At 72.2% G+C, this 13447-nt stretch carries 10 protein-coding genes and 1 tRNA gene; 4 read left to right on the top strand and 7 right to left on the bottom strand.

Translation table 11 applies throughout. From position 1 onward, the window contains the following. Positions 1–20: 20 nt before the first annotated feature. A complete protein-coding gene (locus DZA62_RS17175; RefSeq protein ID WP_116950149.1) occupies positions 21–941 on the top strand; it encodes an aldo/keto reductase family oxidoreductase in 921 nt (306 codons plus the stop codon). Between the two features lie 305 nt (positions 942–1246). On the opposite strand, the gene DZA62_RS17185 is transcribed toward DZA62_RS17175, so the two are convergent. The 4 genes from DZA62_RS17185 to DZA62_RS17200 form a co-directional block, all read right to left on the bottom strand. Then, positions 1247–1318: transfer RNA gene (locus tag DZA62_RS17185), tRNA-Val, on the bottom strand. A gap of 55 nt (positions 1319–1373) precedes the next feature. Further along, complete coding sequence (locus DZA62_RS17190) at positions 1374–1775, bottom strand: hypothetical protein (protein ID WP_198663875.1); 402 nt, start codon at positions 1773–1775, stop codon at positions 1374–1376. 119 nt (positions 1776–1894) lie between these two features. After that, on the bottom strand, positions 1895–2356 hold the full coding sequence (locus DZA62_RS17195) for a peroxiredoxin (protein WP_116950150.1): 462 nt from the start codon (positions 2354–2356) through the stop codon (positions 1895–1897). Then, the gene (locus tag DZA62_RS17200; RefSeq protein ID WP_198663876.1) at positions 2353–2787 is read right to left on the bottom strand and encodes a DUF3052 domain-containing protein; all 435 of its coding nucleotides are present in this window, start codon (positions 2785–2787) and stop codon (positions 2353–2355) included. Before DZA62_RS17200 ends, DZA62_RS17195 begins: the two co-directional genes overlap by 4 nt. A 273-nt stretch (positions 2788–3060) precedes the next feature. On the opposite strand from DZA62_RS17200, the gene aceE reads away from it, so the two are divergent. Then, positions 3061–5808, top strand: coding sequence for a pyruvate dehydrogenase (acetyl-transferring), homodimeric type (gene aceE / locus DZA62_RS17205; protein ID WP_116950152.1), 2748 nt, complete (start codon positions 3061–3063; stop codon positions 5806–5808). A gap of 10 nt (positions 5809–5818) precedes the next feature. Here the strand turns inward: aceE and DZA62_RS17210 are convergent, their stop codons facing one another. The 3 genes from DZA62_RS17210 to DZA62_RS17225 all read right to left on the bottom strand — a co-directional run bounded on the left by DZA62_RS17210 (position 5819) and on the right by DZA62_RS17225 (position 10808). Next, on the bottom strand, positions 5819–9094 hold the full coding sequence (locus DZA62_RS17210; protein WP_116950153.1) for a family 78 glycoside hydrolase catalytic domain: 3276 nt from the start codon (positions 9092–9094) through the stop codon (positions 5819–5821). Between the two features lie 508 nt (positions 9095–9602). Further along, the gene (locus DZA62_RS17220; protein WP_116950155.1) at positions 9603–10325 is read right to left on the bottom strand and encodes a pirin family protein; all 723 of its coding nucleotides are present in this window, start codon (positions 10323–10325) and stop codon (positions 9603–9605) included. Then, positions 10326–10808, bottom strand: a complete 483-nt coding sequence (locus DZA62_RS17225) for a hypothetical protein (protein ID WP_157987729.1) — start codon at positions 10806–10808, stop codon at positions 10326–10328. Between the two features lie 135 nt (positions 10809–10943). Here DZA62_RS17225 and DZA62_RS17230 point away from each other — a divergent pair, with 135 nt between their 5' ends. Continuing rightward, positions 10944–12143 carry a PucR family transcriptional regulator gene (locus tag DZA62_RS17230; RefSeq protein WP_116950157.1) on the top strand — a complete coding sequence of 400 codons (1200 nt, stop codon included), beginning with the start codon at positions 10944–10946 and terminating at the stop codon, positions 12141–12143. A gap of 121 nt (positions 12144–12264) precedes the next feature. Further along, the gene (locus DZA62_RS17235) at positions 12265–13446 is read left to right on the top strand and encodes an acyltransferase domain-containing protein (protein WP_116950158.1); all 1182 of its coding nucleotides are present in this window, start codon (positions 12265–12267) and stop codon (positions 13444–13446) included. Position 13447 lies beyond the last annotated feature (1 nt).

Genomic DNA, 13447 nt, shown 5'->3' on the forward strand with positions numbered 1-13447 from the left:
GCGCGATGAGAGGCAACGCGATGACCCCAGCACCTACCGCTCTTCCCGGCGGCACCTGGAACCTCGGCGACCACACCGTCACCCGGTTCGGATACGGTGCCATGCAACTCGCCGGACCCTCGGTCATCGGACCACCCGCCGACCACGACGCCGCGATCGCCGTGCTGCGCAACGCCGTCGCACAGGGCATCACGCACATCGACACCAGCGAGGCCTACGGCCCGCGCATCACCAACGAGCTGATCCGCGAAGCACTGCACCCCTACCCGGCCTCGCTGCTCATCGCCACCAAGGTCGGAGCGACCCGCGACACCGAGGGCGGCTGGCCCACCGCCCGACGACCCGACGACCTGCGGCAGCAGGTGCACGAGAACCTCGAGTCCCTCGGCGTCAAGAGCCTCGACCTGGTGAACATGCGCATGGGGGACGCCACCGGGCCATCACCCGGGTCGATCACCGAAGCGTTCGAGACCCTCGCCGAACTTCAGGAGCAAGGCGTGATCCGCCATCTCGGTGTCAGCAACGTCACCGCCGAACAGGTCGCTGACGCACGAGAGGTCGCCCCGGTCGTGTGCGTGCAGAACATGTACAACCTCGCCCATCGCCACGACGACCTGCTGATCGACGACCTCGCCGCAGACGGCATCGCCTACGTCCCGTTCTCTCCGCTCGGCGGATTCGCTCCCCTTCAAGCAGCAGCCCTCTCGGCGGTGGCCACCCGACTGAACGCGACGCCGATGGCCGTCGCACTCGCGTGGCTGCTGCAACGCTCGGCGAACATCCTGCTCATCCCCGGCACGTCCAAAGTCACGCACCTGCGGGAGAACATCACCGGAGCCTCGCTCACCCTCTCCGCCCAGGATGTCGCAGAGCTCGACAGAATCAGCGGCGGGATGTCCAGGTCAAGTTCTGCCGTCTTGAGGCGGCGTTCAACCAGCTGATCAGCGGTCGCGTTCGCCAGCCGCGTCCGGACCCGGTCAGCGTCAGCTTCGGTCCTCGGACCAGGCGGTATGGTCTCGCGGTTGTAGATGCGCCGCTTGGTGATGAAGTCGATGCCGACGTCGACGGACACACGGGCGGCGCCCGATGGAGCTTCTCGATCTGCCCCTTCGGTCGTCGCCCGGTGCGCCCGGTTGCGGCCACGACCTCAGGGCACCACGGCACTCGCACCACGCGCAACACCATGGCCCCGCGTCAGATTGCTCTCGGAGCGATGAGCCCGCACAATCGACGCAGGTCAATCGGGTGGGCGCAGTAGGGTTCGAACCTACGACCCCTGGTTTGTAAGACCAGTGCTCTACCGCTGAGCTATGCGCCCCGTCGACCTGCGAAGGCTCAGGGTATCGGGAGACCGCGGGACGCCGAAATCGGCGTCAGGCGGCGCCTTCGGGTGGCACCTTCCGTTGTTCCTGGGTGTTCGGGCCCTGTGCGGCCAGCGCGTCGGCGATGGCCGACTGCGTGGGCCGGGCCGGCGCTCTGCCGAGCACGCGGTCGATGGCGCTGGCGACGTCGGCGGAGAGGTCGCGGCTGTCGGTGCGGCGATGCCGGCCGGGGCCGGGCATCCGGATGGCGAAACCGCGGTCCATGGTGGTCTCGACGGCGAGGAACTCGGCCGTGGCTGACGCCTCGCAGGAGCGGCACACGGTGTGGCCGAGCCGGCGCACGAGCGTGGTGGCGCCGCAGACGGTGCAGTGGTCGAGGTCGGTCGACCAGCCCTTGTTCTGCTGGCAGTCGGGGCAGACCAGCACCTGCTCGTCGGCCCGGACCCCGCGCACCCACAGGTTCGTCCCCCGGGCAGGGTCAGACTGTCGGGCGCCACAGCGATAGCACGGCACGGGCGAGCTCCCTTCCTGCTCTGTACTGGAACCGGCGGACGACGAGGGTGCCCGGACCGTCAGGCCGCGCCGAGCGAACTCAGCACGCGCCGGTAGTCGTCGACGTCCCTGGCATCAGGAAGCGCGTTGACGACGTCCCAGCGGACGGTCCCCCCTGCGTCCACTACGAAGGTACCTCGTACGGCGCAGCCGCGGTCGTGATCGAACACACCGTACGCCGTGGCAACCGCCCCATGTGGCCAGAAGTCGGACAACAGCGGGAAATCCAGCCCGGCCGACTCGGCGAAGACCCGCAACGAGAACATCGAGTCGCACGAGACGGCCAGGACGTGAGCGGCCGCACCGACCGCGGGGACGAGGGAGTCGCGGATCGCGGTCAGCTCGCCCGTGCACACGCCGGTGAACGCGAACGGAAAGAACGCCAGGACGACCGGCCGGCCGCGCAGAGAGGAGAGCCGGACTGCCGAACCGTGCTGGTCCGGCAGTTCGAAGTCCGGTGCCGGAGCACCGACCAGGCTCACTTGCGGGCCGACCCCTTGGGGGCGACCAGCTTGGTGCCGGACCAGTCCTCGGCCGCCGACACGGTGGACGTGGTGGACAGGCCGGCGGTCAGTGCGGCGTCGGCGATGTCGCTGGCCTCGACGGCGCCGTCGCGACCCACCTTCGGTGTCAACAGCCACACGACGCCGCCGGGCGCGAGGTCGGTGGTCGCGCCGATGAGGGCGTCGGTGAGGTCACCGTCGTCCTCGCGCCACCACTGCAGCACCACGTCGGCGACCTCGCCGGACTCGCCGTCGAGCAGCTCGGTGCCGGTGACTTCCTCGATGTCGATACGCAGATCGTCATCGCAGTCGTCGTCCCAGCCGAGCTCCAGGACCACCTGGTTGGGACGGAAGCCGAGCTTGGCCGCCGGCCCGTCGTGCTGGTCCGAGTGGCCCGCGATCTGGCCCACCGATCGTCCTCCTCGCAGTCGTCGCGGCCCGCCCCCTGCGTACCGCATTGCTGTAGTCCACCCAAGGACGCGCGCTAGCGCAAGTGAACCCGCCAGACCAAGCCTGACACGTTCCCCCGAACGCGCCTATGGTGCCCCTGCTCAGCGCGCTTGGAAAGACGTCCGCGCATCCGAATGTGACGTACGGCCGCCGAGCGAGCAGGATAGGAACACAGAACCCGAACTCGCCCCGACGCTCACATCGGCGTCCTACGAGACCACGAAGGGACAGTCGTGGCTGCCGACCGCTCGCCGATCATCATCAACGGCCTTCCGAGCCAGCTCCCCGACATCGACGCCGACGAGACCAGGGAGTGGCTGGAGTCGCTCGATGCCGCCATCGACCAGCGCGGACGCCATCGCGCCCGCTACCTGATGCTGGCGTTGCTGCAGCGCGCCCAGGAACGACAGGTCGGCGTCCCGAGCCTGCGCAACACCGACTACATCAACACCATCCCGCCCGAGGCCGAGCCCTGGTTCCCGGGCGACGAGTACGTCGAACGGCGCATCCGGGCCTACATCCGGTGGAACGCGGCGATGATGGTGCAACGCGCCCAGCGGCCGGGCGTGGGCGTCGGCGGGCACATCTCCACCTACGCATCGTCGGCGAGTCTCTACGAAGTCGGGTTCAACCACTTCTTCCGCGGCAAGGACCACGCCGGCGGCGGCGACCAGATCTACTTCCAGGGGCACGCCTCCCCCGGCATGTACGCCCGTGCCTTTCTCGAGGGCCGGCTGGCGGAGACCCAGCTCGACGGTTTCCGCCAGGAGCTGTCGCACGCGGGCCCGGGCGGCGGGCTGCCGTCGTACCCGCACCCGCGGCTGATGCCCGACTTCTGGGAGTTCCCCACGGTGTCCATGGGCCTGGGCCCGCTGAACGCCATCTACCAGGCCCGTTTCAACCGCTACCTGCAGGATCGCGGCATCAAGGACACCAGCCAGCAGCACGTGTGGGCGTTCCTCGGCGACGGCGAGATGGACGAGCCCGAGACCATCGGCGCCATCGGCGTGGCCGCCCGCGAAGAGCTCGACAACCTCACGTTCGTCGTCAACTGCAACCTGCAGCGGCTCGACGGCCCGGTACGCGGCAACGGCAAGATCATCCAGGAGATGGAGGCGCTGTTCCGAGGCGCCGGCTGGAACGTCATCAAGGTCATCTGGGGCCGCGAGTGGGACCCGCTGCTGGCCGCCGACACCGACGGCGCGCTGGTCAACCTCATGAACGTCACGCCCGACGGCGACTACCAGACGTACAAGGCCGAGTCCGGCGCGTACGTCCGCGAGCAGTTCTTCGGCCGCGACCCTCGCACCCGCAAGATGGTCGAGGACATGTCCGACGACGAGATCTGGGGACTCAAGCGCGGCGGGCACGACTACCGCAAGCTCTACGCGGCCTACAAGGCGGCCACCGAGCACACCGGCCAGCCGACCGTCATCCTGGCCAAGACCATCAAGGGCTGGACGCTGGGCTCGCACTTCGAGGCCCGCAACGCCACCCACCAGATGAAGAAGCTGACCGGCGACGACCTCAAGCTCTTCCGCGACCGCCTGTTCATGGAGATCCCGGACTCCGCGCTCGAGGACGTGTACCACCCTCCGTACTTCCACCCGGGCAAGGACTCCGACGAGCACGCCTACATGATGGAGCGGCGGCAGAAGCTGGGTGGCTTCCTGCCCGACCGCCGCACGAAGGCGCAGCCGCTGGTGCTGCCCGGCGACAAGGTCTACGAGGTGGCCCGGCGCGGGTCCGGCAAGCAGGCCGTCGCCACCACCATGGCACTGGTACGCCTGGTGAAGGACCTGCTCAAGGATCCCGAGATCGGCAAGCGGCTGGTGCCCGTCATCCCCGACGAGGCCCGCACGTTCGGCATGGACTCGCTGTTCCCGACGCTGAAGATCTACTCGCCGCACGGCCAGAACTACACGCCCGTCGACCGCGAGCTGTTCCTGTCCTACAAGGAGGCCACGGACGGGCAGATCCTGCACGAGGGCATCAACGAGGCCGGCTCCGTGGCGTCGTGGACGGCGGCGGCCACGTCGTACTCCACCCACGGCGAGCCGATGATCCCGCTCTACATCTTCTACTCGATGTTCGGCTTCCAGCGCACCGGCGACGGCTTCTGGGCCGCGGCCGACCAGCTGGCCCGCGGCTTCGTCCTCGGCGCCACCGCCGGGCGCACCACGCTCAACGGCGAGGGCCTGCAGCACGAGGACGGCCACTCGGTGCTGCTGGCGTCGACCAACCCGGCGGTCGTGCACTACGACCCCGCGTACGCGTTCGAGATCGGGCACATCATCAAGGACGGCCTGCGCCGCATGTACGGCGACGAGTCCGAGAACATCTTCTACTACCTGACGATCTACAACGAGCCGTACGTGCAGCCGGCGGAGCCCGAGAACCTCGACGTCGAGGGCCTGCTCAAGGGCATGTACCTCTACCACCCGATGCAGACCGCGCCGGGCGACGACGTCCCGCACGCGCAGATCCTCGCGTCGGGCGTCGGCATGAACTGGGCGCTCGAGGCGCAGCAGCGGCTGGCCGAGGAGTGGCAGGTCGCCGCCGACGTCTGGTCGGTGACGTCCTGGAACGAGCTGCGCCGCGAGGCCCTCGACGCCGACGAGTGGAACCTCATGAACCCCGGCGAGGAGGCCCGCGTCCCGTACGTCACCGCACGGCTGCGTGAGGCCCGCGGCCCGGTCGTCGGCGTCAGCGACTACCTGCGTGCCGTGCAGGACCAGATCGCGCCGTACGTGCCCACCGACTACACCTCGCTGGGCACCGACGGCTTCGGCCTGTCCGACACCCGGGCGGCGCTGCGGCGGCACTTCAAGGTCGACGCCCAGTCCATCGTCATCAGCGTGCTGACGCTGCTGGCGCGGCGCGGTGAGCTCCCGTGGGACACCGTCAAGCAGGCGCACGACCGCTACAAGCTCGCCGACGTCAACGCCACCACCGCCGAGGAGGCCGGCGGCGAGTCCTGACCAGTGCCGCCTAGAGCCGTGAGGTGAAGCGCCAGCGGCCGTGGCCGGCGGTGAAGACGGCCCAGCCGGGCTCGGTCCGCACCAGCCCGGCACCGGCCGCGGGCGCGACGCCGACGTCGCCGGGGTGTGCGGCGGGGACGTGCACCTGCGCCGTCGCGCCCACCGGCACCTCGACGTCCAGGTGGAACACCCGGCCGGTCGACGCCCAGGCGACGCCCGCCTCGCCACGCACGGTGCGCAGTGACGCCCGCGCCCAGCGCAGGCCGGCACGGCCGTCCGGGCGGACGACGAAGTCCTGGTAGCCGTTGTCGCCCGGCCGCAACCCGGCGACGTTCTCGTAGAACCACTGCGAGACGGTGCCGAGGAAGTAGTGGTCGCGCGAGCGCGAGTTCAGCTCCCACATCTCCCACATCGTGTCCGCGCCGTTGGCCAGCCAGTAGCCCCAGCTGGGATAGCTCGTCCGGGTCGCGATCGCGTGGGCCAGCCCGGCATGGCCGTACCGGCACAGCGTCGGCAGCAGGACGCTGGTGCCCAGACAGCCGGTGTTCAGGTGGTTGCCGCGCCGCTCGATGTCGGCGACCAGGCTGGCGACGACGGACGCCTCGGCGTCGGCCGGCACCAGGCCGAACGCCAGCGGGATCGCGTTGGACGTCTGCCGGTAGTCCGGATCGCGGGCGGTGCGGTAGTGGCCGGCCGCGGCGTCCAGGAATGTCGCGTTGAGGGCGTCGCGGCACTCGGCGGCGATCGCCCGGTACCGGTCGGCGTCGCCGTCGCGGCCCAGCAGGTCTGCGAGGTCCGCGGTCGAGTGCAGCGCGCGGTGCAGGTACGACGTCGCCGTGAGCCGCGGGTCCTCCGGCGGGGTGCCCTGGTAGCCGGGCGCGACCCAGTCGCCCAGCGCGGTCGGCGCGAGGCCGTCCACCCGCCGCGCGACCTCCCAGTCGACGTAGTCGGTGACGGCGTCCCAGTGCGTCTCCACCAGCCGGACGTCGCCGTACCACCGGTACAGCTCCCGCACCAGGTACGGGAAGACGGTGGTCCACTCCGGTGACGGCGCCAGCTCGCGGTAGCCCCACCCGCTGCTGGGCACGATGACCGGGATCTGGCCGCTCTCGGCGCGGCTGGCGGACAGGTCGGCGATCCACTTGGTGAAGAAGCGCGCCAGGTCGAACGCGAACGCCATGGTCGGCGCGCCGACGTGGGCGTCGCCGGTCCACCCGTTCTTCTCGAACATGGGAGTGTCGGTGGGGATGCCGTGCAGGTTGTTCAGCACGGTGCGCCGCATCGCGTCGTCGATCCGCCCGTACATCGGCTCCGAGCAGGCGAACGTGCCGGTGGTGGCGACGTCGTTGTGCAGCACCCGGCAGCGGAAGTCGTCCGCCGACGGCGCCGACGGCAGGCCCTCGACCTGGACGTAGCGGAAGCCCTTGTAGGTGAACCGCGGCTCCCAGGTCTCCCGCCCGGCACCGGCCGCGACGTACTCGTCGCGCTGGAACCGCCCGCCGGGGACGTGCCCCGTGACGGCGTCGACGCTGCCGTCGTCGCGGAGCTTCTCGCCGTGCAGCACGCTGACGGTGGTCCCGGCGGGCGCCGCGACGCGGAGCCGGACCCAGCCGGCGGTGGTGCGGCCGAAGTCGACGACGTACCGGCCGGACCCGATGTCGGTCACGGACACGGGCGGGACGGTCTCGGTGATCCGGATCGGCTCGTGCTCCTGCGCGGTCAGCCGCCCCGCCGGCCCGTCCAGCACCGACGCGGCGGCCCAGCCGGAGTCGTCGAAGCCCGGGTCGGCCCAGCCGGGCACGGCTCGCCGGGCGTCGTAGGTCTCGCCGGTGTACTGGGAGTTCACCAGCGTCGGGCCCTCGGCGATGCGCCAGTCCTGGTCCGAGCCGACGACGGTGCGCGAGCCGTCGGGGTGGTCGATCTCCAGCTGGAACAGCAGCCGCGGCTCGTCGTGCCACGGCGGTGCGTGCCAGTTCCAGACGTTCGGCGTGGTCATGGCGTAGAAGCCGCGGCCCAGCTCGACGGCGGCGGCGTTCGGCCCCTCGGCGAGCAGGCCGGTGACGTCGTGCGTCGCGTAGAGGACCGTGTCGTCGTAGTCGGTGAACCCGGGGTCGAGGACGGCGTCGCCGACGCGCTGCCCGTTGAGGCGCACCTCGTGGTAAGCCAGCCCGCACACGTAGAGCCGTGCGCGGGCGACCGGCGCGTCGAGGGTGAAGGCGCGGCGCAGCAGCGGCGCGGGGCGCTCCGGCCGGACCACGCTGACGCCGCTCCCCCACGGCCCGCTGCCGTACGGCGCCAGCACGGCGGCGGCCGGCCAGCCGGAGTCGTCGTGCCCGGGTTCGGTCCAGCCGGGCCGCTCGGTGTCGGAACTGCGCCACGCCGGGCCCGTGACCAGCTCGGCGACGTCGCCGCCGTCGAGTTCCACGCGCAGCCGGCCGAGCAGGCCGGCCGGGTTCAGCGTCGCCCCCGGCCGGTTCGTGGCGACGGCGGCCAGCACGACCCGTGCGCCGGCCGCCCGCACCCGCGCGGTGACGTCGGCGAGGTGCGCGGTCCGCCAGCCGTCGACGTTCTGCGGCTCGTGCAGGACCTGCTCGCCGCCGAGGAACAGGGTGAAGTCGTCGTCGGCGGTCATCACCAGCTGTGCGCGGCCGACCTGGCGGCCCGCGGGCAGGTCGAGCGCGGCACGGAACCAGCGCGGCCCGACCGGAGCGTCGGAGGTGGTCGACCCGGGCGACCAGATCCACGACGTGCCGCCGACGTCCGGCACGTCGTCGTCGGCGGGTGCGTTGCCGATCCAGCGAGCGGTCCACGGCGTCGACAGCAGCGCGGTCTCCCACCACGACGGCTCACTCCACGGCGACGGGCGGCCGGCCGCGTCCCAGACCCGGACCCGCCAGTGGTAGCGGGTCCGCGCCCGCAGCGCCGGCCCGCCGTACGCGACGCCGACCGACCGCGCCGACTCCACCCGGCCGCTGTCCCAGACGTCCGGGCCGTCGTCCAGACGCTCCGGAGCCGACGCGACGCGCACCTGGTAGGCGCTCTGCCGCGCGCCGTGCCCCGGCGCCGTCAGCGCCCACGACAGCCGTGGCGCGGTGACGTCGGTGCCCAGCAGCTGCTCGGCGTACTCGACGGTGGTCCGCTCGACCCGCAGCGGGCCGCTGTCGGGCAGCGGCTCCGCGGCGGCCGGGCCGGCGCCGTGCACCGCGCCGAACGCCGTCGCGCCGGCACCCGCCGCCGCACCCGTGATCAACGTCCGCCGGCTGAGCGGATGCCTCTGGTCGTCCATCGGTGCCTCCCGCGCCTAGAAGTCGATGTCGCCGATGCCGCCGATGCCGAACCCCCGGCCGGCGGGCCGAGCGTCAGCACGCCACCCGCGCCGATCCTGATGCCCGACGGGTTCGCGGCCGTGGTGTGCGCGGCCAAGTCCGGGTTCGCGTCGAATGACGCCTCGTCCTCGTCGTCTCCGTGCATGACGGAGACGAACTCGATCCCGGCGTTCCGGCGGGTGGCACCGGCGGTCGCGGACAGGATCGCGACCGGCCCGGCGCCGTCGGGCGGGGCGTGCGCCTCACCGGCCGACAGGTCGATCCCGGCGTCACGCAGGGCCGACGCCGAACGACGCTCGTGGAGGTCCCGCTGAGGGCCACAACCGGCCGCGGGGCGGACACGAGGGAACTGACTCCTGCGGACAACGCTGTCCTCCCGGTGAATCGTTTCACCGCCAGATGCCAGAACTTTAGGCTTGGGTTGACGAAAGGTCAACCCTTCTTTGCGAATGTCGGTGAAGCCCGCTGTCAACCCGCGGCGGCGTGCATCTCCCAGACCAGCAGCTCGGCGTCGCGGCGGGCGGTCACCGTCCGGCCGCCCTCGTCGGTGAACCGGACGGCGTCGCCCTCGTCCAGGAGCCCCGCGGTCTCGACGTCGGCGGCACCTCGCGCGACATAGACGTGCACGAACGGCGCCGACGGCAGCGTCACGACGTCGCCGCCCCGGAGCCTGCCGGCGTGCATCGCCGCGGCCGGCTGCCCGAGCCCGACGGGGACGTCGGCGGCGTGCCGTCGCAGCCCGCTGACCACGGGGACCAGCCCGCCACCGGCGAGGCCGGCCGTCACGTCGGCCTGGCCGTAGGACGGCTCGGCGCCGGACGCGCCCGGCGGCACCCACATCTGGACGAACCGCGCCCCGGCGCCCGTGGCCAGCTCGGAGTGGCGGACACCGCGACCGGCGCTCATCCGCTGCACGACGCCCGGCGCCAGCTCGCCGCCGTGCCCGGCGGTGTCCTCGTGTGCCAGCACGCCGGACAGCACCCAGGTGACGATCTCGACGTCGCGATGCGGGTGCACCGGATACCCGCCGTGCGGCTCCGCGACGTCGTCGTTGGCCACCACCAGCAGCCCGAACCCCACGTTGCCCGGGTCGTAGTGCGAGCCGAACGAGAACGAGTGCCGCGACACGACACCGTCACCGGGCGTGACGGACCGGCCGCCGGCCCGCCGCACGTCCACGGACGACGCCATCTAGAGACCGGTGCGCGCGCCCGCCGACTCGAGCCGGGCCAGCCACTCGCGCAGCCGGTCCGCCGTCGGCGCCGTCAGCAGCAGCCCGGCGACGCTGAACAGCGCACCGATGGCCACCGGCAGCCACACCCCGCGGGCGAACGAGTTGACCAGGCCGATCAGCGTCGGCAACTCCGCGAACACGAGGCTGAGGAACGCCGCGCTGCGCAGCTGGCCGGACGCCTTGACCTCGTCGGGCTCGGCCGTCGCCGGCCACGGCCGGACGATGCGGCGAGGGACGAGGAACGCGGCGGCCAGGAAGACCACGCTCACCAGGATCTGGCCGAACGCGTCGGCACCCGAGCCGGGCTCGTCGCCCACGGTGAACACGGCCACCGCCGCGATGGCCACGACACCGCCGAGCATGGCGAGACTCACCAACCGCAGCGCGCGGCCCAGAACGTCGGTGGGTGCGCCCTCGCCGGGCGATGTGGGTGTCGACATGGCCCGAAGCCTAGTGCCCGGCCGAATCGGCGCCCGGAGCCGGACCACCCGCAGACGCCGCCGATTGTCCAGTCACCACAACGACCACGGCCCTGGTCCACCGGTGACGGGCCCCAGCCGCGTACGCTGCCGAACATGCGGCCCACCTCCGACGCCGAGCTGCCCGGCACCTACGGCAACAGCCGGCACGAGCGCACCGTGCACCTCCTGGAGCGCGCGACCGGACGGCTCGCCACGGCGGCGATCGCCCGCATGGAGGACACCCTCAGCTGGTACCGCGCGATGCCCGCGGAGCAGCGGTCGTGGGTGGGCCTGGTGATCCAGGCCGGCATCGCCGCGTTCGTCGACTGGTACCGCAACGCCGACGAGTCCCGCCCGACGCCGACGGCCGACGTGTTCGGCACCGCGCCGCGCGACCTCATCCGCTCGATCAGCCTGCAGCAGACGGTCGAAGTGGTCCGCGTCGCGATCGAGGTGGTCGAGGACAACGTCGAGGACGTCGTCGGACCCGACGACGCACGCGACGTCCGCGAGGGCGTACTGCGGTACTCCCGCGAGGTCGCGTTCTCCGCCGCGCACGTCTACGCCCGCTACGCCGAGGCGCGCGGCTCGTGGGACGCCCGGCTGGAGGCGACCGTCGTCGACTCCCTCCTGCGCGGCGAGGTCGACGAGGACGTCCGGTCGCGCGCGTCGGCGCTGGGGTGGACCGCCGCCAGCGGCGTCGCCGTCATCATCGGCCGGCCGCGGCCCGAGGACGGCGCATCGGCCGACGAGATCCGGCGATCGGCCCGGCACGCCGGGTACGACGTGCTCACCGGCGGGCAGGGCGACCGCCTGGTCGCGGTGCTCGGCCGCGTCGAGGATCCCTTGCAGGCGGCCACGGCCATCGTCACCCACTTCGGTCCCGGGCCGGTGGTCGTCGGCCCGCTGGTCCCGGACCTCGTGTCCGCGGCGACGTCGGCCCGGCCCGCCGTGACCGGGCTGCTCGCGGCGGCCGCCTGGCCCGACGCGCCCCGTCCGGTCTCGGCCGGCGCGCTGCTGCCCGAGCGGGCCCTCGCCGGCGACCAGGAGGCGCTGCACGACCTCGTCGCCGAGCTCTACGTGCCGATTGCCGAGGCCGGTCCGGTCATCCTCGAGACGCTGGCCGCCTACCTCGAGACCGGCGCGTCCGTCGAGGCTGCGGCCCGGCTGCTGTTCGTCCATCCGAACACCGTCCGGTACCGGCTGCGGCGCGTCTCCGACGTCGTCGGGCTGACCCCGACCGACCCGCGCGACTCCTACACCCTGCGCCTCGCGCTGTCGCTCGGCCGCATGAACCCGCCGGCCATCGAGTGAGCGCTGCGCGCAGCCGGCCCCGAGGCTCCCAGGTCGTTGTGGGAAACCCCCAAAGTTACTGGGACGACCTTGTGACTGCGGCCGACCCCTTCTACGGACGGGTAGCCGCGAGGCTAAAAGGGTGCTTGTGATCGTCGCTCCCGGTCAGGGATCCCAGACGCCCGGCTTCCTCGCCCCGTGGCTCGAGGAGCCGTCGTTCGCGGCCCGTATCGACTGGCTGTCAGCCGTCGCCGGGCTCGACCTCGCCCACTACGGCACCGAGGCCGACGCCGACACCATCCGCGACACCGCGATCGCCCAGCCGCTGCTGGTGGCGTCCGGTCTCGTCGCGGCGCTCGCGCTCTTCCCGCACCCCGCCGACGGGTTCACGACGGTGGGCGCGGCGGCCGGTCACAGCGTCGGCGAGATCACCGCCGCCGCGGGCGCCCGCGTCATCACCGCCGAGCAGGCCATGGTGTTCGTCCGCGAGCGCGGCAAGGGCATGGCCGAGGCGGCCGCGAAAGAGTCCACCGGCATGACCGCCGTCCTCGGCGGCGACCCCGACGACGTCCTCGCGACGCTCCGGCGACACGGCCTCACCCCCGCCAACGTCAACGGCTCCGGCCAGGTCGTCGCCGCCGGCACCGTCGCCCAGCTCGAGGCGCTGGCCGGCGACCCGCCGCAGGGCGCCCGGCTGCGCGCGCTGTCCGTCGCCGGGGCGTTCCACACCACCCACATGGCCTCGGCCGTGAAGCGGCTGCGGCACTACTCGCAGTCGATCAGCACCCACGACCCGCGCACCCTGCTGCTGTCCAACCGCGACGGCCAGGTCGTGCACGACGGCCGTCAGGTGCTCGGCCGGCTGGTCGACCAGGTGTCCAGCCCGGTCCGCTGGGACCTGTGCATGCAGACGATGGCCGACCTCGGCGTCACCGGCCTGCTCGAGGTGCCCCCGGCCGGCACGCTGACCGGTCTGGCCAAGCGGGCGCTGCCCGGGGTCGAGACGTTCGCGCTGAAGACGCCGGACCAGCTCGACGACGCCCGCGCGTTCGTCGAGAAGCACGGCCAGCCCAGCCCGCTGACCACCACCCCGACGTGGCGCCTGGTCATCGCGCCGATCAAGGGGACGTTCGCGGCCGGCGGCGCCAAGTCCGGCGACCGCCTGGCCGCCGGTGACGCCGTCGGGACCGTCAGCTCGCTGCGCGACAGCGTCGAGGTCACGGCGGGGCACGGCGGCACCATCATCGAATGGCTGGTCGAGGACGGCGACCCTGTCGCTCCCGGTCAGCCGCTGGTCCGGCTGCACCCCGAGGCGGTGGCGTGAA

Origin of the sequence: Jiangella endophytica (assembly GCF_003427025.1) — a bacterium.
GTDB lineage: Bacteria > Actinomycetota > Actinomycetes > Jiangellales > Jiangellaceae > Jiangella > Jiangella endophytica.